Here is a 24,221-nt window from a genome sequence, read left to right as displayed (position 1 = left end):
ACCTTTCGGTTACTAAATCATTACATCCACCAATCCGATGAAAAAACTTCAAGTACTGTTGTTACTATTCCCTTTGGGACTGAGCCTTTGTGCACAAAAGAAAATTGACAAGGATATTGAATCTATCCAATCCAAGGTTATTGAATGGAGAAGATACTTTCATCAACACCCAGAGTTGTCAAATAGAGAATTCAAAACTGCTGAAAAAATTGCTGAGCACCTAAATAACCTAGGTATGCAAGTGCAGACTGGAGTTGCTAAAACAGGGGTAGTTGGAATTTTACATGGGAAAAGACCTGGAAAGGTAATTGCCTTACGTGCAGATATAGATGCACTTCCTGTTACGGAACGTGTTGACCTTCCATTTAAATCAACAGTAGTAACAGAATTTGATGGGGTAACTACAGGAGTAATGCATGCCTGTGGTCACGATACCCATATAGCTATTCTTATGGGAGTAGCTGAAGTGTTATCCAAAAACAATGATTTTTCAGGGACTATTAAATTCATTTTCCAACCCGCAGAAGAAGGTGCTCCTAAAGGAGAAGAAGGGGGTGCAGAACTAATGGTTAAGGAAGGAGTTTTAAAAAATCCAGATGTAGAGGCCATATTTGGTCTTCATATTGGTTCGTATCTAGAGGTAGGTAAAATTCGATATAAACCAGGAGGAACAATGGCCGCTGCCCAGAGATTTGATATTAAAGTTACAGGAAAACAAGCACATGGATCCTCTCCATGGACAGGCGTAGATCCTATAATGGTATCTGCAAAAATTATTGACGGCTTACAATCTATTATTAGTCGAGAAATGGAACTAACCAATGAAGCGGCCGTCATTACTGTTGGTAAAATAACCAGTGGTGTGCGTAACAATATTATCCCAGAGACCGCTGAGATGGTAGGTACTATCCGAACTTTAGACTATTCCATGCAAGAAAAACTTAATAAGCGGATGAAGGAAATGGTTCCCGCCATTGCAAAAGCCTACAATGCTCAGGCAAGCATAACGATAGAAAATGGACTTCCAATTACCTTCAATGATCCGGATCTCACAGCCAAAGTCCTTCCTTCACTGGAGAAAGCGGCAGGTAAAGAAAATGTATTATTAGGTAAGGCCGTAACGGGCGCAGAAGATTTTTCATTTTTTCAAAAGGAAATTCCTGGGTTCTACTTTTTCCTTGGTGGAAAGCCTGTAGATAAAGAAGCCACGTTACACCATACTCCTGATTTCTATATAGATGAGAGTGGATTGCTTTTAGGGGTCAAAACATTTACACAGATTGTTTTTGATTATTTAAAGTAATTCAGGCAATAGTTCACTACAAAAACTTGTCAGATATCTTGTATATTTGACAAGTTTTCATTTTTAGGACATGGATATATCAATAGTACAACTGCTTTTTTATTTTTTACCAGCACTACTCACAGGTATCATTGCGTTTTATTTTTTTAAACTTCATACCGCAAATGAAGAAGGTCGAAGAAGGTATTTATTGCATAAAGAAACTCATAAATCAATTTTACCAATACGATTACAAGCCTATGAACGAATTACATTGTTCTTAGAGCGTATGGCCCCTCAAAAACTCTTGTTACGTGTACCTCCTATATCTGATCAAACTTCTGCATATGAAAACCTATTGATAGCCACTATTGAGCAGGAATTTGACCATAATATTTCTCAACAAATTTATATGAGTGATGAAGGTTGGAATATTGTTAAAGCAGCAAAAAATGCCACTATTCAGGTCATTAGGAAAGCTGCCATGAATGAAAAAACGACGTCTGCCGATAAACTCCGTGAGGCAGTTCTGAGTGAATATATTGACAAACAAACACCTTCTGCCAATGCCCTAGCGCATATCAAAAAAGAAATTCAAGAATTATGGGACTAAGTTTCCAAGGCACTGCTTTGTTGATTTTTTAATCGAGCAAATTCAAAACCACTCTGCCACCACTGTGACATTTTTTCTTTTTGAAAAATAAGGGAATTAGTGGTGAGTATTACTGGAGTATAGTAAAAGTTGATAATAGCGTCATTATAGTTGGCTACCAATTTACCAATTCTAATATTTTGTTTTTCGATCCGGTCAAGCATAAAAGCGAACATATTGGTAAGAAGGGAAAACGCATTGCGAGCGGGAAGTCTGTTCAAATGAGTCACTTCTGTTTGTAATATAATAGCATCCACCGTCTTAGCCCCCCTTCGTATAGCCTCTTCTATTGGAACCATACACCCTAGCCCGCCGTCTGCATATTCACAACCGTTCTTATTAACAAGGCTCATAAAAGGAGTATAATTACACGAAATCCATATCCATTCACAAAACTCATGGTAACTAAAATCATTAATTGATTTATACTCCACTTCATTCATTGACAGGTTACTAACAGTAACAATGATTTCTTTATCAGAAGATTGCAATTTAGAAAATTCAGCTTCTGTAAATGTTTGTTTTATAAGGCTTTGAAGATTATAACTTTCACCAAAGGTTTTACTCCCCCTCATGAAATTTCTAAGCACATTTAGGTGGTTTATTCCAATATTTTGACTTCCATGTTTTTCAGTAATGGTAAAGGGACAATGACTAAAAATACTTTTTTGCGTCACTGAAGTATACACTTCTTTTATTTTCTGAGTTTCTTTTAAAGCCAAATGTGACACTAGTAGACTCCCAGTTGATGTACCTAGGTATAATTGGTAATCCTTATTTAATTCTTCTATAAGATATTGGGCAACACCACCGGCAAAAGCTCCTTTACTGCCTCCTCCGCTTATTACAAGTGCATTCATAAATGAAAGTTTAGCAGTGTTAAGGTACTAAAATTATATGGTATCACTTGAACAGGAATTTGTTTTTTGCAAAAATGAAAAATAGTATCTTCGTCAGAATGAATCCGCAATTTTTATATACACCTATAGATTATTTGAAAAAAGTTGGTCCACAAAGGGCGCAACTGCTTAAGACTGAACTGGGTATACATCAATACCAGGATTTATTACATTTCTTTCCAAATAGATACATTGACAAGACCCAATATTATAAGATAAATCAGTTACAACGAAATAATGCAGAAGTTCAGATTATTGGAAAAATAATCCATTTGAAAATGGTCGAAACTGGCAATAAGGGCTTTGGAAAACGACTTGTGGCTACCTTTGTTGATGATACAGGAGAAATGGAATTAGTGTGGTTTAGAGGTCATAAATGGATTAAGGACAGTCTTAAGATTAATGAACCTTATGTTGTTTTTGGACGGTGTAACTGGTTTAATGGTGTATTTTCCATGCCACATCCAGAAATGGAATTAATGAGGGAACATGAGCAAAGTCTGAGAACAGCAATGCAACCAGTGTATCCTTCTACTGAAAAACTTACTAATAAAGGAATTACAAATAGGGTAATTAATCAATTAATGCAAGAACTCTTTAATGAATCCGGTGTACGGTTTCATGAGTCATTGCCAAAATCAATTATCGAGGAATTACACCTTATATCAAAGGCAGAAGCCTTATTTAATATTCATTTCCCTAAGAGTCAAGAATTATTAGCTAAAGCTCAGTTTCGTTTAAAATTTGAAGAATTATTCTTTATTCAGCTCCAACTTGTTAGAAAGAATCTCTTGCACAAGCAACGCATCAAAGGCTTTGTTTTTGACAAGGTTGGGGAACTTTTTTCAGATTTTTACAACAATCACCTCCCCTTTGAACTTACCAATGCCCAAAAAAGGGTTATAAAGGAAATAAGGAATGATATGGGATCTAATGCCCAAATGAATCGTTTGCTTCAAGGAGATGTAGGTTCAGGAAAAACGATCGTGGCTTTAATGAGTATGTTACTAGCCATAGACAATGGATTTCAAGCATGTATAATGGCGCCTACTGAAATTTTGGCAACACAACATTATAATGGTATAATGGAGTTGTTAAAAGAATTGCCTGTGAATGTACAATTACTTACAGGGTCTACGAAAGCAGCCGATAGAAGAGAAATTCATGAACAATTGGAGAATGGTCTTCTGCATATTCTTATTGGTACGCATGCAGTGTTAGAAGATAAAGTACAATTCCAAAATTTAGGGTTAGCTATAATCGATGAACAACATCGTTTTGGTGTAGCTCAACGTGCCAAGCTATGGCATAAAAATACCATGCCTCCTCATATACTTGTTATGACAGCTACTCCAATTCCACGTACTTTAGCGATGAGTTTATATGGAGATTTAGATGTTTCCGTAATAGATGAACTTCCTCCAGGGCGTAAGCCTATTAAAACGGTGCATAGATACGATAGTAATCGTCTAAAGGTATTTCAATTTTTAAAAGATGAAATTAACAAAGGGCGTCAAGTATATGTGGTCTATCCTTTGATTCAAGAATCTGAAACACTGGACTATAAAGATTTAATGGATGGATATGAGAGTATAGTACGGTCTTTTCCACAACCAGAATACCAAATATCAATTGTTCATGGACAAATGAAGCCCGCCGATAAGGATTATGAAATGGAGCGGTTTATTAAAGGAGAAACTCAGATAATGGTGGCCACCACTGTGATTGAAGTAGGTGTAAATGTACCGAATGCTTCTGTAATGATCATTGAAAGCGCCGAGAGATTTGGACTTTCTCAGTTACATCAATTACGTGGACGTGTTGGACGTGGGGCTGAACAGAGTTTTTGTATTTTAATGACTGGGCATAAACTCAGTGATGATTCTAAAACTCGATTACAAACCATGACACAGACCAATGATGGATTTGAAATTGCGGAAGTAGACTTAAAACTACGTGGACCCGGTGATTTAATGGGAACACAGCAAAGTGGAGTGCTTACGCTTAAGATCGCTGATATTGTCAAAGACAATGATATACTTAAAACGGCAAGATACTATGCTATTCAATTATTAAAAAGTGATCCTAATTTAGAAGATCCTCTAAACAAAGAGGTTAGAGTTTCCTACGAGCGTCTCCAAAAAAATAAGACCATTTGGAACTATATCAGTTAAATTAGTTTGATTTGGTATAAACGTCAATTGAATAGGAATCTTCATCATTAAAATTCACGGCCCTTTTTTGGGTATAACTTTCAGGCGCTTTGACTGTTAGCTGGTCCTTGTCAATTTTGTAAATGGCTTTGTTGCGTTGCAATTCTTTTCTATTTTGATACACAACTATATCCAGGTGATATGGAAAAACCTTTGTATTTGTTTCGAATTTAATATCTACCTTTCCTAGGTTAGGGTCTGTAAATCCACTTCCTCCATATACGGTAGTAGTATCATTATACAAATCAATAATAGTCATCTTTACAAAACCGTCAGATAGAAATTCTATATATTCTTCAGCAAAATAATCTTCATAAACCCATGTACCCAAAAGATTAGAAGAAGTAGTTGACAAGGCTGTATTTTTACTTCCTGGAAGGTAACTCATATCTGTTATAGAATAGCCATCTTTCCATAATTCATCAATTTCTTTTTTAGGAAACTCATAGCGCGTACGCCACGCTTGTTGTCCATAATCAGAATTCAAAATCATGGATAATACCCATCTATCATCTAAGTATTTGAGAAGATTTATTCGATAACCTTTATCCCAATAGGACTCTATCTTGTCCTTAGGAAAACTAAAGCTAGTATGGTACATTTGATTCGAAGTTTTGCTATCCTTTGAAAAAACAGTAAACCAACTGCCTGCACCAAAGGCCATATCCGATAAATAATATCCTTCAGCTATTCGTTGATCCATATAGGATTGAGGAAATCCATTTTTATGATAGAGCGCATACTGGTGAGTATATTTAGTCCCTTTAGAAGATACCAATGCCCATAAACCAGCTCCATAAGTAACAGAAACAAGCATTTTGCTTGCCTTATACTCCTTTTTTACTTCTTCAAAAAGCGATTCGACATCTAACCTGGTATACCATTGCTGTGCGTGTAAATCCGTATTTTTAGCGGTAACCAGGGTCCAAGTATCACCTATATAGGTAAGATTGGTAATATCATACGAATCATCCCAATCTGCTTTTATTTCGTCCTTTGGATACTCCAACCTTGTTTTCCAGCGCTGTAAAACATCCGCTTGCCCCGTCATCTTAGTCATGACAAGAGCCCATTCACTTTGACCTGTTGACGTAGGAGTAGCTGTTGTGGTGGTGGTACTTTTTTTAGTGGTAGGTGCCGTCATTGACTGCCCATAAAGCGAACTAAATTGTACAAAAACCAATAAGAAACAGATAGAAAAGTATGATTTCATAAAAAGGATTTACAAGACAATTAATCCATTGAAATGCATTTCATTCACCCTTTCTTCTTTTCTTCCAATGGTTTATGTGAAATTACATTTTTTTTATTCTTTAACAAAATGAAAAAATCACCAATTTTTAAGAGCATAATACTAGGCATAAAACCCAAAGGATTCTTATTTTTGCGCTTCATTAAAATTGTACCATGAAGATTTCATACAACTGGATTAAACAATTCATAAAAACAGAGTGGAATGCTGAGCAAACAGCAGAATTACTAACCGATTTAGGACTTGAAGTAGAAGGTGTTTCTGTGTACGAATCTGTAAAAGGAGGTCTTAAAGGAGTTGTAGTAGGACATGTTTTGGAATGTGAGCAACATCCAAATGCCGATCGATTAAAAGTTACTAAGGTAGCAATTGGACAAGATCAAGTGGTGCAAATTGTATGTGGAGCTCCTAATGTAGCTGTGGGACAGAAAGTGCCAGTTGCCACCATTGGAACTATGCTATATGATGCTCAAGGCAATCCATGGGAAATAAAAAAGGGAAAAATACGTGGGGAAGAAAGCCATGGAATGATTTGTGCAGAAGATGAATTAGGACTTGGACAAGGACATGAGGGTATTATGATTCTAGATGAAAGTCTTGTTCCAGGTACACCATGTGCCCAAGTATTTCAAATTGAAAATGATGAGGTTTTTGAGATTGGCCTCACTCCCAACCGTGCCGATGCTATGAGTCATCACGGTGTGGCCAGAGACCTTAAAGCAGGACTCATTCAAAAAGGAGTATCCCTTGAATTAATCTCCCCTTCTACCAGCAGTTTTCATGTCAATAACAGAACCTTGAAAATTGATGTGGAAGTTGAAAATAATGAATTAGCTCCTCGCTATGCTGGTGTAACCATTACTGGCGTGAAAGTAGCTGAGTCTCCAGATTGGATAAAAAATAGATTAAAAGCCATTGGACTTACTCCTAAAAATAATATTGTTGACATAACTAACTATGTACTTCATGAACTTGGACAGCCATTACATGCATTTGATGCAGCAAAAATAAGTGGCAACAAAATTCTTGTAAAAACCGTAGCTGATGGTACTAAATTTACAACCTTAGATGAAGTAGAGCGTACGTTGCATTCAGAAGATTTAATGATATGTGATGCTGAAAAGCCATTGTGTATTGCTGGTGTTTTTGGAGGACTCAGTTCAGGAGTAACTGAAAACACTACTCAGATATTTTTAGAAAGTGCCTATTTCAATCCGGTTTCTGTTCGTAAAACTGCTAAACGACACGGACTAAGCACTGATGCTTCGTTCCGTTTTGAACGAGGTATAGATATTAATAACGTAAAATATGCCTTATTACGCGCAGCAATTTTAATACAGCAAGTGGCTGGAGGAGAAATTTCAATGGATGTTACGGATATCTATCCTAAAAAAGTGGAAGATTTTCAAGTATTCTTAGCCTTTGAAAAAGTTGATAAACTGATAGGCCAGGAAATTCCAAAAGAGGTCATAAAAAATATTCTAACCTCCTTAGATATGAAAATTAACAGTGTAACTGAGCGTGGTGTTGGATTATCTATTCCTCCTTATAGAGTGGATGTTCAGCGTGATGTAGATGTTATTGAGGAAATTCTTCGTATTTACGGTTATAATCAGATTGATTTCACTGAAAAGCTCAATGCAACTGTTTCACATTCTTCTCGCTACGAAGACTATAAAGTTCAAAACATTATAGCAAATCAACTGGTAGGTCAAGGATTTAATGAAATGATGGCCAATAGCCTTACCTCAAGTAGTTATACTAAGCTTTCTGAACAACTGAAAGAGGAACATAATGTGATGATGTTAAATCCACTTAGTGCTGATCTTTCTGCCATGCGTCAGTCAATGTTATTCTCAGGTTTAGAGGCCATTGCCTACAACAGTAATCGTCGCAGACCAGATCTTAAGCTGTTTGAGTTTGGAAAAACGTATCATCGCTATGAAAATTATACGGAAAATAAGCACCTAAGTTTATTTATAACCGGTGATCGTTTTAATGAAAGCTGGAATACCATTTCCAAAAAAAGTGATTTCTTTTACCTAAAGGGAGTTTTACAAACTATTTTCGATCGTCTAGGACTATCTAAACTAAAATCTGCTCCTTTTAAAACAGACGTTTTTCAGGAAGGACTTATATTAAGTAGTGGAAAAATTCGACTTGCTGAATTTGGTATTGTAAAAAAATCAATTTTGAAGGCATTTGATATCAAACAAGAAGTAGTTTATGCTGATATCGACTGGAAAAATGTACATCAGTTGGTTCAAAATCATAAGGTTTCTTTTAAGGAACTTGCTAAATATCCAGAAGTGAGACGTGATTTAGCATTGTTACTAGACGAGTCGGTTACTTTTGAGCAATTGCATCATACCGCCATGCAAAGTGAAAAATCCTTGCTAAAAGATATGAGTCTTTTTGATGTCTATCAAGGGAAAAACCTACCAGAAGGTAAAAAGAGTTATGCGCTAAGTTTTGTTTTACAAGATGAAGAACAAACACTTACTGATAAACAAATTGAGAAGGTAATGTCAAAACTTCAACAAAATTTTGAAAAACAACTGGGTGCTGAACTCAGAAAATAATACAAGGGGCTGCAGGGGATGCAGCCTTTCTTTTTTTGTGTATTTGAAATTAAAAATTATTGTGTAACTTTAAGAAAGTAACCTCTTAAGAAGCAAAGCCATGAGTTCACAATTAAAATTAATATTTAATGGACCTCTTACTGATGCCATTCTTATTAAATCGAAACTAGCCGAAATTTCGGTATTCCCTATTGAGCGAAATAGCGATGCATCAGGTATTATTCCAGCAATTGTTGGAGGTGGAAATCAATATATTGAATTGCTTGTACTAGAAGACGAGTATACTCAGTCCATGCTTATTTTAAACGAATTAGGCTATTAGAATAAGCTAGCTAAAGTCTCTTTTCGTTGGATTTTGCCATTAGATGTCCTTTTGAATTCCTTAGTCACATATACTTCCTTTGGAAACTCATAGGGTAATAAAACGGCATTACCTTTCATAAGCTCCATGATTTGTGTTGTATCATTTGTTCCCTCTACTACTAAAATTAATCGTTCACCTAAAATGGCATCAGGCAAAGAGGTGATGAAAAATGGCGTAGATAGAATATTGGCAAGTTTTACTTCAATGCTTTCTGGGAAAAGCTTAATTCCCCCTGAATTGATCACATTATCAAAACGACCTACCCATTCAAACTCGGATGGTGAAAGTAAATTAACCACATCATTTGTTACTAAAGTTTCTGCACAAACATCGGGTGCAGTAATGACCAAACACCCACGATCGTCTTGAGTGAATGAAACATTGGGCATAGCCACATAATGTCTTTTAGGCTGCTCTTTTGTAAAATGATTTAATTTTTTAACAGCGACATGAGAAACTGTTTCGGTCATTCCATAGGTAGCATACGCTTTAGTGTGTTTATGTTGTAACTTTTCTAATAATTCACCCTGAATGGCTGCACCTCCAATAATAAGCTTTTTTATATGGCTCAATTCTTTCATCGAGTGACTTAACTGTTGTGGTGTCATGGCAGAAAAATCAAATTGTTCTTTTGTACCTTTCAAAGGGCGGCTACCAGGAGCCACTAATGAAAGTTCTAAACCTAAAATCATTGCTCTAACCAGCATCATTTTTCCGGCTATAAATCTGGCAGGTAAACAAAGTAAAGCGCTATCACCAGGAGATAATTGGAAGAAATCACCTGTAGCTAAAGCAGAATTCACCATATGCTGCTTAAGAATTTGTATTTTTTTTGGGGTCCCCGTGGATCCAGAAGTGGGCACTTCTATATAGGGGGAATCATCCAACCAATCCATTAGAAACTCCCCTATTTCCTGTTCAAATGGAACTCCTTCCTTAATAAGTGAATAGGCAACTTCTTTTAAATCATCAAAGCTGTAAAATCGATTTTCAACACGAAACCGATGATGTATATTTTTATAGGTAGGCTTTGTAATCATAACTCTATATCTTATCCTTCGGATGTATGTTTTACTGGTGGAATCACCTTGGCCGTTAGTTTTTCTTTCCAATTAGTCCATCCATATTTTTTAGCAAATAATAAAGTGAGTAAAGGGAATAAAACCAACACCGTTAAGAATATTTCGTTTCCAGCAGTTGGCAATGAAACGTCTTTAAATACAGAATGTGTTTGAAAGGCTGTCCAGTCCGAAGTGACCAATAAAGCTGTGATAAGGTTATTGGCTGCATGAAAACCAATAGCCAATTCCAAGCCTTCATCCATTAATGTAATAATACCTAAGAAAAATCCAGTACCTATATAATAAATCATAATTACAGGACCTAACTTTCCAACTTCGGGATTAGAGATATGCATAAGACCAAAAACAACAGAGGTAAACACCAAAGGAAACCAACGATTCTTGGTTATAATTCCCAAACCCTGCATAAGGTAACCTCTAAAGAAATATTCTTCAAAACTAGTTTGAAGTGGAATTAATAGCAATGCAATAACTGCCAATACTGCAAATTTTGGGAGGTCAAATTGCAATATATAATCCTGAGGGTTACTGAAATAATCTATAAAAAAGACCAATAATGTAATTCCTGCCCATACTGTAAAGGCAAAGAAAATTCTTCTCCAATCTACTCGTTTTCTAGAGGTGGTAAGTGATCGTATGGATTGTTCATGAATATACTTTACCCAAAAGAATAAACCTGCAAGGAATACAGCAAAAGGAATTAACATTTCAACTAAAAATCGATTGGACCCTTTCCTTGCGATTTCCTGTTGGATAATTGATTCAGCGTCCACACCAAGAAGCGTAGTAACTAAAACATTTAATGTCATTAATCCAAAAAATAATATTGGAATAATAAAATACTTCCAAATACCTAACTTTCCTTTATACCCTTGTTCTATGTACATAAAATGTCTTGAATTTAATTTAATTATAAATTTAAAATGGTAAGGTCCATTTCTCTTTAGGATTATAGTATAATCCCCCTTCTTTAACAATCAGTGGAGATTCAATGTTATTGGTGTATAGAGCGCCTGTTCCTAATCCTTGGGGTCTATTATTATCAAGTGTATACGTCCATTGTGCTATAGCATTTAAACCTACATTACTCTCTAAAGCACTAGTTATCCACCAACCACATTGGTAGGCCATGGCTAATGAGATCCACTCTTCAGAACCTCTATAACCACCCACCAGGCTCGGCTTTAAAATAATATACTGCGGTTTAATTTTTTCTAATAGGGCTAATTTGTCATCAAATTCAAATACCCCTATGAGTTCTTCATCAAGTGCAATAGGCAGAGGGGTATCTCTACATAATTGTGCCATGATGTCATGTTGACCTGCCCTTATTGGTTGTTCGATGGAATGTAGATGAAAATTGGCTAGTTGGTTTAATTTGGTTAAGGCCTCGTCGGGGTGAAATGCGCCATTGGCATCTACCCGAATTTCTATTTGATCTGGAGAAAATTGGGTACGAATAACCTCAAGTAGACTTAATTCCTTCGAAAAATCTATAGCTCCAATTTTGAGCTTTATACAATTAAACCCTTCAGAAAGTTTTGCCTCAATTTGTTCTTTCATAAAGTCAGGGTCTCCCATCCATATGAGCCCATTAATTGCAATTGAATCTTTACCTTCTGTGAATAGAGAAGGATTTAGTAGATAGGGATTTTTACTATGCAGTGAACGAAAGGCTTGCTCGACACCAAACTGAATGGAAGGAAACTCTATTAGAGCCTCCCAAAGGGCCTCTTCACCTAAATGAATATGATCACAAACCCATTTTAAACAATCTTCATAATCTGGCCTGTCATCTACACTAAGTGTACGAAGTACACCACACTCCCCTATACCTGTTCTATTACCATCATAGAGCTTTAAAAACCAAGTTTCTTTAGTAGTAAGAACACCACGGGAGGTTCCACTAGGACGTTTAAAATTTAAAATATAACGATGGTATGTAGCTCTCATTTATAGTATTAAACTTTCACCAATTGCCAATAACATGAGATCTTTACCGCTGTCAAAGAAGGTTCGTTTAGCCTCTTCTTCATCAATTTCAATGGGGCCAAACGTATTGTAATGTACTCCTAAAACCTTGTCACATTCAACAAAGTCTGAAGCCATCACAGCCTCATTCACACCCATGGTAAAATTATCTCCGATGGGTAGGATAGCTAAGTCAAGTTTATACAACATTGGAATAAGCTTCATATCCATTGAAAGCGCGGTATCTCCAGATATATAAATTGTTTTCCGTTCACCTTCTATGACAAAACCCCCAGGGTTTCCACCATAACTTCCATCAGGAAAAGATGAAGAATGTATGGCATTAACGTACTTCACAGTTCCAAATTCAAAATCCCAGGTTCCTCCATGATTCATGCCATGACCTTCTATACCTTTTTGTTGAAAATAAGTAACGATTTCATAATTGGATACTACCATTGCCCCGGTACGTTTGGCGATCGCTTCAACATCCAAAATATGATCTTGATGTGCATGCGTTATCAGAATATAATCTGCTTTAATGGTGTTGATATCAATATGGGACGCCTTAGGATTGGCCGTAATAAAAGGATCTACCAAAATATGTACATCATCTACGGTAATTCCTATACAAGAATGTCCATAAAATGTAATTTTCATCTATTGTATTTTTAATTAAACAAAATATATTAATATAAAAAATCGGTTCGATTATCCTCCTTTAGGTATGATAAAACGATGAGCTTTAAAGATACCATAAAATGGGTTATAAAATGTATTATTTTTATTTTCTTACACCCTATTATAGCTATATTAGGTACTTTTTCTTTGATTTAAAAATTCTATTGGACATAAATTGCTGTGATCAAAACAGAAAAGAAATATACTTTTTATTAGAATTACAAATTACAAAAGATATCCAATTAAAATAAGTAATGCCATCAATACGGTAGACAAGGCCACCTTTTTTAATTCAGGATCGAGCAATTTAGAATCTTTCGCACGTCTAACCTTTAATAGATGTAAACTCAAAGGGATGAATGCTAAAAGGTAAAGGAGTTGCACGCCAGTGTTCAGTTTTAAAATGGAATAAAGCATCATTAACAACATGGCCAATACAATAAGATAATAATGGTAATATTTAGCAAAGGGCAGCCCTATTTTAACAACTAATGTCTTTTTTCCTGCTTTTGTATCACTTTCATAATCTCTCATATTGTTTAGGTTTAATACAGCAGCACTTAATAAACCTATGGAAGATGCTGGTAAAAACACCATCCAATGTAATGTTTGCGCATATAGAAAATAAGAGCCAGCAACACTTAACCATCCAAAGAATAAAAATACAAATACATCTCCAAGCCCATGATACCCATACGCGTTTTTACCCACTGTATAGGTTATAGCCGCTATGATGGAGGCGATTCCTAAACCAAAAAACAATAGGGAATATAACAACTTTTCAGCACCAAATGCCTCATAAATTAACCATATGGCAATCAATAATGTAATAACCGTTGTAATTGCCATGGCCATTTTCATTCCTTTAGGAGTAATTGCTCCACTCTGAATAGCACGCTTGGGCCCTACCCGATCATCATTGTCAGTTCCTTTGACTCCATCCCCATAATCGTTAGCAAAATTCGATAGGATTTGAAAACCTATTGTGGTACATAAGGCAAGAATAAATATTTTGGTATTAAAAAGATCTTGTGACAAGGCAATACCTGATCCTACTAATATTCCTGAAATTGAAAGTGGCAAGGTGCGCAATCGTGCAGCTTGAACCCAAGGCTTTATACTCATATTAAATGATTCCATAAATAACCAAAAATCCTAAACAGATGGAAATTGGTGCTAAACATTTTAAATAATTCGGTTTTAAAAAATCAGCAGCTTTTCTAGAAAAACCGTTATGTAATTTTAAAGGTAATAGACCTATTACAAAGGCTGAAACAACAAGGAAGTAACCCATTGAATTATATAGTACTTCAAAATCTGTATCAACCTTAATTATAGCTAATCCTATAAGAAGTCGAGGTCCTAATTCCAAAAAATTAGTCCCATAAGAACTTCCAGCTTTTCTAATAAGGTTTCTTACAACGGTTGGATTAAAATACATTAGAATACCAACCAATACCAGAAATATTCCAAAGAGAAACGTTAGTAAAAAAGCAACACATTCCATGGATAATTATGGAATGTATTTTTTCTCAAAATTAGGTTTGCGTTTTTCCAAAAATGCATTTCTACCCTCAATGGCTTCATCACTCATATACGCTAATCGCGTTGCCTCCCCAGCAAATACCTGTTGACCCACCATTCCGTCATCAGTTAAGTTCATGGCAAACTTCAACATCTTAATCGATATAGGAGACTTTTCTAATATTTCTTGCGCCCATTGGTAGGCTGTAGATTCCAATTCATCATGTGGTATAACCGCATTGACCATTCCCATCTCATAGGCTTCCTGGGCTGAATAATTTCTTCCTAAAAAGAAGATTTCACGAGCCTTCTTTTGACCGACCATTTTTGCCAGGTATGCAGAACCATATCCACCATCAAAACTGGTAACATCCGCATCCGTTTGCTTGAATATCGCATGTTCCTTACTGGCAAGTGTCAAATCACAAACTACATGTAAGCTATGTCCACCACCAACAGCCCAACCTGGGACAACCGCAATAACCGCCTTTGGCATAAAGCGAATTAAACGTTGTACCTCAAGGATGTTTAATCGATGATATCCATCTTCTCCAACATAGCCTTGGTGTCCTCTGGCTTTTTGATCTCCTCCACTGCAAAAGGACCATATTCCGTCCTTAGTCGAGGGGCCTTCAGCAGAAAGAAGCACCACACCAATAGTTGTGTCCTCATGAGCATCCCGAAATGCCTCAAGTAATTCAGAAGTCGTACGAGGACGGAATGCATTACGTACATTCGGTCTATTAAATGCAATACGAGCTACTCCATTACATTTTTTATATGTAATATCTTCAAATTCTTTAACGGTAATCCACTTAGGTGTATTCATACAATTTCAATTTTGCAGCGTAAAAATAACGTATTTTTACGAGTATAAAGAATCATAATTGGGAAACTATAGTGGCCTTAGATAAACTCTTTATGAGGTAGTGATTGGATATAAAAAAAGGCGAATAAATTCGCCCCTTATAACTATACCTTGTATATACCATCCTCTTTAAGAACAATGAGTTTCTGCTTATAAAGCGTACCAATGGCTTTTTTAAAACTTTTCTTGCTCATGCCCAATATGGCAGCAATATCCTCCGAACTGCTTTTATCATGTAATCCTAAAAATCCTCCATTGCGCTGAAGCGCTTCCATCACTTGTACGGAAGAAACTTCCATATTTTTTAAGCCTTGAGGTTGAAAAGAAACATCTATTTTATGATCAGGTCTTATTTTTCGAATATATCCCTTTCTCTTTTCACCTAGACGTACGCGCGAGAATACTTCATCATTATAAACCAGTCCTAAATGTTTTTGATTTATAATCACTTCCATACCAATGTCAGTAAATCTAGCCACAATCACTTCTACTTCCTCCCCTTCTTGTATGGTAAGGTTTTCATTTGATACAAATTGATGGGTTTTGCTCGAAGCAGCAAGCCTCTGCGTTTCAGGATCCATATACATGTACACTAAATACCATTTTCCCGCTTCCATCTTACGAGCCTGCTCTCTAAAAGGAACAAATAAGTGCTTTTCTAGTCCCCAATCCATAAAGGCACCCAATTGATTTACCTCTGCAGCTCTTAAAAGGGCAAATTCATTCAGTTTTATATATGGATCTAAGGTCGTAGCAATAGGTCTTTCCTCATGGTCCAGATAACAGAAAACTGAAATTTTTGCTCCAATTTCATAGGCCTCAGGCACATATTTGTTCGGTAATAAAATATCATTGCCTTCACTATCGCCTAAAAACAATCCTACGGAGGTTTCTCTAAGAATTTCTAATGTGTTAAATGTACCTATGTGTATCATGTTATAAAAGTAGTTTATTTAATAGTATGAGCTATTGAGTTCTTAAAAAAGAAAAGTATTTCAATAGAATTTCATCATTTTCTAATCGAGGAGTAAAAACCTCTAAAACTTTAGGTTTATCTCCAGTGGAATAAAAAGTAGATAATGAGAGGTGTAGCGAGTTTTCATCTGTTGCTCGCTTGTAATCCCAACCATACATCTCACATAAATGGTTCGCACTAAGATTATGAACTGTTTCAAAATAGGAATCAAAAACTGGTGTATTTTTAGGTCCTGGCAAAATTCTAAAAATACCGCCCCCTGCGTTATTTATAATAATGATTCTAAAATCACTTGGAGTGTATCGATTCCATAAGGCGTTACTGTCATAGAAAAAACTTAGATCTCCAGTAACAAATACAGTTGGACGATTTACAACCATAGAAGCTCCTATGGCAGTTGATGTGCTCCCGTCAATTCCACTAGTACCCCTGTTACAAAAAACAGTTATTGACTCTTTCTGAGGAAAAAGTTGGGCATATCGAATGGTAGAGCTATTACTAAGTTGCAGCATACAATCCTCTGGAAGTGACTTAAAAATCGATTCATAGACTTTAAAATCAGAGAATGGGATTTGTGCAATATAGTCCTTATGTGATTTTCTACGAAGTTCTTGAACCCCTAACCAATAAGATTGATAATCGGATGGTACCTTCTCAAGTTGCGTGTGAACCTTATTAAAAAAAGTACTAACATCCGATTTAAAATGATGTGTCAAACAAAAAAAAGTGTCATACCCTGTTTTAGGGTCAATATGGAAATGTCTTTGAGGTTTATAGATCCTTAAAAATGCCTTTATTTTCTTAGACACAATCATACCACCAAATGTAATTAACATATCTGGCCGCAATTTTTCAAGTTCTTCAGGAATTTTTTCAATAGGTGCTATCATTACATCTATTCCAGGAAAAAAATGAGGATGGTGAATATTTGAGGTAGTCTCCGTAAAAACAACCACAGAATCATCTGAGGCTAAATTAGTAAGAATATCACGATCCACGCTATCTACAGGTAAACTCCCTACTAAAATCATCTTACGCTGAGCCAGATTCCAGGAGTCAATAAAGTCCACCTGCTGATCTAAATCAAAAGAAGAAATAGAAGAAACTGGATGAATCACTTTTGGATTCACCTCAAAATTCTCAATGAGCTCATAAAGTGGCTCTTCAAAGGGTGCATTAATATGTACAGGTCCCCTTTGCACCATTGCAGTATTTATAGCCTCATTAATTTTTCTCTCATTCTCGTTTTGATTTGCATCCACTTCACTCAGATTAGCTTCATATAGTATGTGATTTGCAAATACATTAACTTGTCGAATAGTTTGACCATCACCAATGTCAATTTTATCGGAAGGTCGATCCGCAGAAATAACAATCAAAGGAATATCACTGTAAAATGCCTCACTAATGGCTGGATAATAATTTAGTAATGCCGATCCTGAAGTACAAACCACTGCTACTGGTTCTTTTCGTTGCTGCGCCATGCCTAAAGCAAAAAAAGCAGCACATCGCTCATCTACTATACTATAGCAGTTAAAAAATGGATCATTACCGAATCCTAATGTAAGAGGGGCATTTCGGGATCCTGGAGAAATAACAATATGTGATATATTTTTGGCTTTACAAAGCTGGATAAGTGTTTGTGCAAGCCGAATTTTAGGATAGTTCATAATTCTAAATACGAACTACAAAAATAAGCCAATTTTTACAGATTTACTCAAAAACTATCCAAGTACTTTTAACATGGTCTGTGCTTTATTGATTGTTTCCTCCCACTCAGCATGAACATCTGAATCTTTGGTAATTCCTCCACCAACATACAACCGTATAGTATTTGCTAAAACTTCCATACAACGCAGATTAACATACATAATAGCCGAATTTTCAGTCGTATCTATTGGTCCCAAATAACCTGTGTAATATTTGCGATCGTAAGCTTCATTTTCTAAAATAAATTTTTTCGCCTTTTCGGTTGGAAATCCACAAACGGCAGGTGTTGGATGTAAAGACTCCACTAAGGCAGAAAAATCTAACAATCCATCTCTATGAAGTCTTGCTTCAATAGCTGTTTTTAAATGCAATAAGTTACCGGCCCTTGCCGTAGTTACCTCTGATGCATTGATTTCTTCCGACCATAGCTCTAATGCTGAAATTATGGTATCAGTAACCACCTGTTGCTCTTCCCTTTCTTTATTACCCCAATGTACTGGTGAGGATTCAATAAACTTTTGAGTTCCTGCAAGTGCCATGGTAGATAGATTTACATCTTTAATACTCACCAATGTTTCAGGGGTAGCACCCAACCAAGTACCTATAGACGGGTGATGCCATAAATAACAAAAGGCTGTAGGATAGGCTTCTAATAATCGTTCCAAATATATAGTTATATCAATAGTTTCAGTAGGGATATCTATTTTTCTAGAAATCACAATTTTACCAACTTCACTTTCCTTAATTACTTCTATTGCTTTGGCAACAATATTTTTATGAAATTCAGCTCCTTTTTCAACTAAATCCCTTGCTATACCAGAACGGGTCATTGGTGATTTTTCAGGGTTAAAGACCGCTTGAAATTGCTGCTCTGCACTAATAAAGACGTTCTTTTGTTCACCCTTTACAAAAGGAGCCATTACAAAACCATTGTTAAGATCTGACTCATCAAAATTCACTAGTGATGAAGACGATTGCCAAAAGGCTTGTACAATAGTCTGATTTGGATGTCTAAAAACCACTAATGGTTTGTTCTCTTCATATAACTCAGAGACCTTCTTCAAAAATTCTGAAAAATGCATTTTACTGTTTTTTAGGTAATGCAATGGTTGAAAGTTTACACACTGAAATCAAGTTGTCCTGCTCATCAGTAAGCTTAATATCCCATAGTTGTGTGGTCCTACCTTTGTGAATACATACTGCTTTTGCATATACATACCCCTCTCGCATACTTTTAACGTGGTTTGCAGCTATTTCTATACCTCTGATGTAAAACTCATTAGTATTAAGAAAAACAAAGCAAGCAGCACTACCTACACTTTCAGCCAGTGCAACCATTGCACCTCCATGTAATACCCCATCAGGCTGATGTACTTTTGGGGTTACAGGCATACGAGCTGTTAAATAGTCCTCACCTACATCCACATATTGAATATCTAATGTTTCCATTAGAGTGTTTGGAACAATTGCGTTACAATACGCTAGTATTTGTTCTTTATCTAAAGTCATTCTTTTCAAAATTTAATAGCGTAAAAATACAAACAAAAATCCCTAATGGATAGCCATTAGGGATTTTCTCTATGAAATCCGTCTGTAAAAAACAACAACTTAATTTTACTTCTTTAAAAATAACCATGCTTAATAATCAATAAGTTATTAAACTATGGTATTAATAGGGCACACAAACAGGATTATATATTGATAATAAATAGGCCGTTATTGGCAAACATATCATAGATTTTATGTTATAAATAATCGTTTTTTACCGATATTAGTACGAAATACAATCATTTTAATCCCTTTAATAATAATTGGTCGATTGCATATGTTTTTTTTGAATCAACTTGATACATTTCGGCATACAACTTCCAGTTTGAAACAATTGTTATACATGAATTAATAATGCCTTCAGGATTTCTAATCGAATTTTGTGCTGCAATATTCAACAAATCTTTTCTTGTAAAATCCTTTCGTTTGCCATTAATGCTTAAATTATGCTGACTTACCCATTTACTATCTGGTCTGTAAGCAAAACAAACATCGTAAGCAGGAGCTAATTTCCAAATTCCCTCAGCGTTCATCAGAAATGAAAAATTCTTAGTATGATCGTCACAATTTCTAGCAATCACATTAAATACCATACGTTTAAACATTTGTTCTGCTTCTGCATAAGTTAACCGAAGTTGACGCATAGTTTGAAAAATCTGCTCATAACTATAGGATGTGATATTTGCAAAATCATAGTGTTGCAAGGCACATAATGTTTGACTGTGTAATTTTTGATTTCCTTTTATGCGATCAAAGCGTTTGGTCATAAAATGAACCCGATTATTTTCTTCAATTAATTGTGATTCCATCATATCAACTCCAAAATCTGTTGCCATCTTGTAATAAGCCATTTCCACTCGTCCATATCCTTTTGATTCGCCGAATTGCACATCACTCACTTCGTCAAATTTAATTAACCAATGCTCAAAACCTTCGTCTGAAAGCGTCTGTCCAGATTTGATTTGTCCTGTTTTTTCATTGTAGGCAATAATAGCTTTAGGACGTGCACCTCCGGCAGATGTTCCCATTTTTAGGACATCCATCATCACATCCTCCATATTTTTTTGAGTTTGTATAGACACGTTTTCTTTGTTTGATAATAAAGCTTTTGTCGTTTCGATTAAATCACTTAGTTCAATATCATGCGAAGGTGATTCTTTAGCCATTACAGGTTCAAATTCTAACGCTCCCATACCTCTTCGTCCAATAAAACACAAAAGCTCTACAGGATTTAAACTATCATCGGGACGTCCCTGTCTTGCCAACCAGGCATTGATTAAATCTTTTCCGTATCGATCGGGTAATGTATCGGCTAAAAGTCCTGGCATACCTTTAAAGGTTTCGCTATTTCGATGTTCCGGAAAACTATAAATTCTATTTTTGGACGGCATTTTGATAGGTGCAATAGGTAATTTTTCTAAATTAAATTTAGGGTCGTACTCAAATGATGCCATTTCGGTAGTTGTATCATACGCTACTGCGCCTACACGTTGTCCAAAAATATTTATAAAAGCTGTTGTTACCATCCTGAATCCAAATTATCATCTTGCGAAGTATCTTTTTTTAGTACCCTTTTACGTAATTTTTTTTCTCCTTTAGCTAAACGAAGCGGACTGATTTCTTCTCTTACTTCAAATTCTTTTAAAACATACAACGCATCCAAAATTCGTAGTATTTTTAGTAAGTTAATTAAAGAGATATTTTCGCCACGTTCCAACAAACTCACGGTAGATCTACTCACCGCTGCCCTATCGGCTAATTCCTGCTGATTTAGATTTTGCTTAATACGGGTTTGCTGTACAAACAAACCTATTGTATTCAAAATTGTCTTATCCGAAAATAGACTAAAGTCTGATATATTACTCATAAATACCATATTTTAAAAACAACGAGTGATATTTTACGCATTGTAATTATATTGCTAATGTATGAAAAATAACGCATAATTGTGCTAAAAAATAATTACGCATAAAATTTCATTCATTACGTCTTTTATTAAATCTCGTTGTCGGTTTTATTTGTTGCTTTTTTTATACGGAAATGGATTTGTTTTTAATGTTAATTCAAACAAAAACAAGTGAAATTATGAACGTTTTAGTCGTAACTTTTTTTAATCATTACATTCAGTTACAAATACAGTAACTATTGATGCTTCGTTATTTTAATTTAATTTCTTTAGTAAAAGAGGAATGTTTCTATTGAGATAATCCAGATCTTCGGAAAGCGAAACATTCTTATTGATATCCGTTTTCAGTAAGATAACAGCTTGCAATATCAGGTTAAACTCGCGAAGAATTTCATCTTGTTCTTTACTTCTTGTATTTTTTGGAGCATGTTTCAAAATACGACGTTGTCATCCCCCATATTTATTCCTTAAGGTGTCATAAGAATCAAAAAGTACCGATACAAGTTTGATAGAATTAAATGATAAGAAACCATTAAAAAATAAAAATAAAAAACGCTGTAAATCAAATATTTACAGCGTTTTATTGCTTATTATCAGGTAATGTTACTAACTGATTATTTTACTTCTTCAAAATCAACATCTTGAACATCATCTGCTTGCTGCTTCGTATCTCCTGCAGTAGCATCAGGTCCAGGTTGTCCATTTTGCTGTGATTCAGCTTGTGCTTTGTACATTTCTTCAGAAGCTTGTTTCCATGCTTCATTAATTTTATCCAAAGCAGGTTGAATTGTATCAACATCTTTAGTTTCATAAGCCTTTTTAAGCTCCTCTAAAGCAGCCTCTATAGCTTGTTTCTTATCTGCTGATAGTTTATCTCCAAACTCATTTAATTGCTTTTCAGTCTGGAAAATCATTCCGTCAGCCTCATTAAGTTTGTCTGCCTTTTCTTTTACTTTTTTATCAGCTTCAGCATTTGCTTCTGCCTCACGTTTCATTTTTTCGATTTCTTCTTGAGTCAAACCAGAAGAAGCTTCTATACGAATATTTTGCTCTTTGTTTGTTCCCTTATCTTTAGCAGTCACGTGGATAATACCATTGGCATCGATATCAAAAATCACCTCAATTTGTGGTACACCTCTTGGAGCTGGTGGGATTCCATCTAAGTGAAAACGACCAATTGTTTTATTATCTGCAGCCATAGGGCGCTCACCTTGCAATACGTGAATCTCTACTGATGGTTGATTATCAGCAGCCGTTGAGAATACCTGAGACTTTTTAGTTGGAATAGTTGTGTTGGCATCAATTAACTTGGTCATAACACCACCCATAGTTTCAATTCCTAATGAAAGTGGAGTTACATCTAATAATAATACATCCTTCACATCTCCTGTAAGTACTCCCCCTTGAATAGCGGCTCCAACAGCAACCACTTCGTCAGGATTTACTCCTTTACTAGGCTTCTTACCAAAGAATTTCTCTACTGCTTCCTGAACAGCTGGAATACGGGTTGATCCACCTACCAAAATAATCTCGTCAATATCACTAGCAGATAAACCGGCGTTTTTCAAAGCACTTTGACAAGGAGCAATTGTACGCTTTACTAAATCCTCGATAAGTTGTTCAAATTTAGCACGACTTAATGTACGTACCAAGTGTTTAGGTCCTGTAGCCGTTGCTGTAATATAAGGTAAATTAATTTCTGTTTGAGAAGAAGAAGACAATTCGATTTTTGCTTTTTCAGCCGCCTCTTTCAAGCGTTGAAGTGCCATTGCATCTTTACGAAGATCCATTTGCTCTTCTGACATAAACTCTTCTGCTAACCAATTGATGATTTTTTCATCAACATCATCCCCTCCTAGGTGTGTATCACCTTCTGTTGCTAGTACTTCAAAAACGCCATCTCCCAACTCAAGGATCGATACGTCATGGGTACCGCCACCAAAGTCAAATACAGCAATTTTTTGATCTGCATGCTTTTTATCCAGTCCATAAGCCAAAGCCGCAGCTGTAGGCTCATTAATAATACGTTGTACTTTAAGTCCTGCAATTTCTCCAGCCTCTTTTGTAGCTTGACGCTGTGCATCATTAAAATAGGCAGGTACAGTAATAACAGCTTCACTTACAGTAGTTCCTAAATAATCTTCAGCCGTTTTCTTCATTTTTTGAAGAATCATTGCTGATAATTCCTGTGGTGTATACAAGCGACCATCAATATCCACTCTTGGGGTATCATTATCACCTTTTACAACTTTATAAGGAACACGATCGGCTTCCTTTTGAGATTCCGAAAATTTATTCCCCATGAAACGCTTTATAGAATAAATGGTTTTATGAGGGTTGGTAACCGCTTGGCGTTTTGCCGGGTCACCTACTTTTATCTCACCGCCTTCTACAAAAGCTATTACAGATGGGGTTGTACGCTTTCCTTCTGCGTTTGGGATAACTACCGGCTCATTACCTTCCATTACAGAAACGCAAGAGTTGGTAGTTCCTAAATCGATTCCGATAATTTTACTCATGTCTTTGTTCAGTATTTAAATTTTTACAATATGTGCTAATTCGGCAACGCTATCATTTGGACAATCATTATGCCAATAACCAAATACTGACAAGCTGTCATTTTCATTTTTTAAAAAAATATAAAACACTTGTTTTTAGCTTATTACAAAAAATACGATTTAAATTGTCAATTATTTAGTACTTTTTTCACT

General features: G+C 35.7%; 21 protein-coding genes. 5 read left to right on the top strand and 16 right to left on the bottom strand.

Translation table 11 applies throughout. The annotated features are described in order from the left end of the window. Positions 1-37: 37 nt before the first annotated feature. The gene (locus PT603_RS04460; protein WP_008239146.1) at positions 38-1,303 is read left to right on the top strand and encodes an amidohydrolase; all 1,266 of its coding nucleotides are present in this window, start codon (positions 38-40) and stop codon (positions 1,301-1,303) included. Between the two features lie 70 nt (positions 1,304-1,373). Then, positions 1,374-1,895, top strand: coding sequence for a DUF7935 family protein (locus PT603_RS04455; protein ID WP_008239147.1), 522 nt, complete (start codon positions 1,374-1,376; stop codon positions 1,893-1,895). On the opposite strand, the gene PT603_RS04450 is transcribed toward PT603_RS04455, so the two are convergent. Then, positions 1,892-2,794, bottom strand: coding sequence for a patatin-like phospholipase family protein (locus PT603_RS04450; RefSeq protein WP_008239148.1), 903 nt, complete (start codon positions 2,792-2,794; stop codon positions 1,892-1,894). The two genes, PT603_RS04455 and PT603_RS04450, sit on opposite strands and share 4 nt — an antisense overlap. Positions 2,795-2,892: 98 nt before the next feature. Here PT603_RS04450 and recG point away from each other — a divergent pair, with 98 nt between their 5' ends. Then, positions 2,893-5,007 (top strand): ATP-dependent DNA helicase RecG, encoded by a 2,115-nt coding sequence (gene recG / locus PT603_RS04445; protein ID WP_008239149.1) that lies wholly within the window; start codon positions 2,893-2,895, stop codon positions 5,005-5,007. A 1-nt stretch (position 5,008) separates the two neighbouring features. Here the strand turns inward: recG and PT603_RS04440 are convergent, their stop codons facing one another. Then, a complete protein-coding gene (locus PT603_RS04440; protein ID WP_155805617.1) occupies positions 5,009-6,259 on the bottom strand; it encodes a DUF7477 domain-containing protein in 1,251 nt (416 codons plus the stop codon). 194 nt (positions 6,260-6,453) lie between these two features. On the opposite strand from PT603_RS04440, the gene pheT reads away from it, so the two are divergent. Next, a complete protein-coding gene (gene pheT, locus PT603_RS04435) occupies positions 6,454-8,880 on the top strand; it encodes a phenylalanine--tRNA ligase subunit beta (protein ID WP_008239155.1) in 2,427 nt (808 codons plus the stop codon). A 100-nt stretch (positions 8,881-8,980) separates the two neighbouring features. Then, complete coding sequence (locus tag PT603_RS04430; RefSeq protein ID WP_008239157.1) at positions 8,981-9,202, top strand: hypothetical protein; 222 nt, start codon at positions 8,981-8,983, stop codon at positions 9,200-9,202. On the opposite strand, the gene PT603_RS04425 is transcribed toward PT603_RS04430, so the two are convergent. The 14 genes from PT603_RS04425 to dnaK all read right to left on the bottom strand — a co-directional run bounded on the left by PT603_RS04425 (position 9,199) and on the right by dnaK (position 24,029). Further along, the gene (locus PT603_RS04425) at positions 9,199-10,284 is read right to left on the bottom strand and encodes an AMP-binding protein (protein ID WP_008239159.1); all 1,086 of its coding nucleotides are present in this window, start codon (positions 10,282-10,284) and stop codon (positions 9,199-9,201) included. The genes PT603_RS04430 and PT603_RS04425 overlap by 4 nt on opposite strands. Positions 10,285-10,295: 11 nt before the next feature. After that, positions 10,296-11,213 carry a CPBP family intramembrane glutamic endopeptidase gene (locus tag PT603_RS04420; RefSeq protein ID WP_008239161.1) on the bottom strand — a complete coding sequence of 306 codons (918 nt, stop codon included), beginning with the start codon at positions 11,211-11,213 and terminating at the stop codon, positions 10,296-10,298. A gap of 31 nt (positions 11,214-11,244) precedes the next feature. Further along, entirely contained in the window at positions 11,245-12,279 is a 1,035-nt protein-coding gene (locus tag PT603_RS04415; RefSeq protein WP_008239162.1) for an o-succinylbenzoate synthase, read from the bottom strand. Beyond that, the gene (locus tag PT603_RS04410) at positions 12,280-12,957 is read right to left on the bottom strand and encodes a metal-dependent hydrolase (protein ID WP_008239163.1); all 678 of its coding nucleotides are present in this window, start codon (positions 12,955-12,957) and stop codon (positions 12,280-12,282) included. 246 nt (positions 12,958-13,203) lie between these two features. After that, on the bottom strand, positions 13,204-14,103 hold the full coding sequence (locus PT603_RS04405; RefSeq protein ID WP_040488689.1) for a 1,4-dihydroxy-2-naphthoate polyprenyltransferase: 900 nt from the start codon (positions 14,101-14,103) through the stop codon (positions 13,204-13,206). A gap of 1 nt (position 14,104) precedes the next feature. After that, entirely contained in the window at positions 14,105-14,485 is a 381-nt protein-coding gene (locus tag PT603_RS04400; RefSeq protein ID WP_008239165.1) for a hypothetical protein, read from the bottom strand. 6 nt (positions 14,486-14,491) lie between these two features. Then, positions 14,492-15,331 (bottom strand): 1,4-dihydroxy-2-naphthoyl-CoA synthase, encoded by an 840-nt coding sequence (locus PT603_RS04395; protein ID WP_008239166.1) that lies wholly within the window; start codon positions 15,329-15,331, stop codon positions 14,492-14,494. Positions 15,332-15,474: 143 nt separating this feature from the next. Then, entirely contained in the window at positions 15,475-16,305 is an 831-nt protein-coding gene (locus PT603_RS04390; RefSeq protein WP_008239167.1) for a CvfB family protein, read from the bottom strand. Positions 16,306-16,336: 31 nt separating this feature from the next. Next, positions 16,337-18,016, bottom strand: a complete 1,680-nt coding sequence (gene menD / locus PT603_RS04385; RefSeq protein ID WP_008239168.1) for a 2-succinyl-5-enolpyruvyl-6-hydroxy-3-cyclohexene-1-carboxylic-acid synthase — start codon at positions 18,014-18,016, stop codon at positions 16,337-16,339. Positions 18,017-18,070: 54 nt separating this feature from the next. Then, a complete protein-coding gene (locus tag PT603_RS04380; protein WP_008239171.1) occupies positions 18,071-19,138 on the bottom strand; it encodes an isochorismate synthase in 1,068 nt (355 codons plus the stop codon). A 1-nt stretch (position 19,139) separates the two neighbouring features. Further along, positions 19,140-19,565, bottom strand: a complete 426-nt coding sequence (locus PT603_RS04375; protein WP_008239175.1) for a PaaI family thioesterase — start codon at positions 19,563-19,565, stop codon at positions 19,140-19,142. 278 nt (positions 19,566-19,843) lie between these two features. Continuing rightward, entirely contained in the window at positions 19,844-21,130 is a 1,287-nt protein-coding gene (locus PT603_RS04370; protein ID WP_008239176.1) for a type II toxin-antitoxin system HipA family toxin, read from the bottom strand. After that, a complete protein-coding gene (locus tag PT603_RS04365; protein ID WP_040488690.1) occupies positions 21,124-21,471 on the bottom strand; it encodes a helix-turn-helix domain-containing protein in 348 nt (115 codons plus the stop codon). Before PT603_RS04365 ends, PT603_RS04370 begins: the two co-directional genes overlap by 7 nt. A gap of 653 nt (positions 21,472-22,124) precedes the next feature. Continuing rightward, positions 22,125-24,029, bottom strand: a complete 1,905-nt coding sequence (gene dnaK / locus PT603_RS04360) for a molecular chaperone DnaK (RefSeq protein ID WP_008239180.1) — start codon at positions 24,027-24,029, stop codon at positions 22,125-22,127. Positions 24,030-24,221 lie beyond the last annotated feature (192 nt).

This window comes from Imtechella halotolerans (genome assembly GCF_028743515.2).
Lineage (GTDB): Bacteria > Bacteroidota > Bacteroidia > Flavobacteriales > Flavobacteriaceae > Imtechella > Imtechella halotolerans.
The sequence above is the reverse complement of the archived record's forward strand: the minus strand, read 5'-3'. Positions and strand labels throughout refer to the sequence as shown.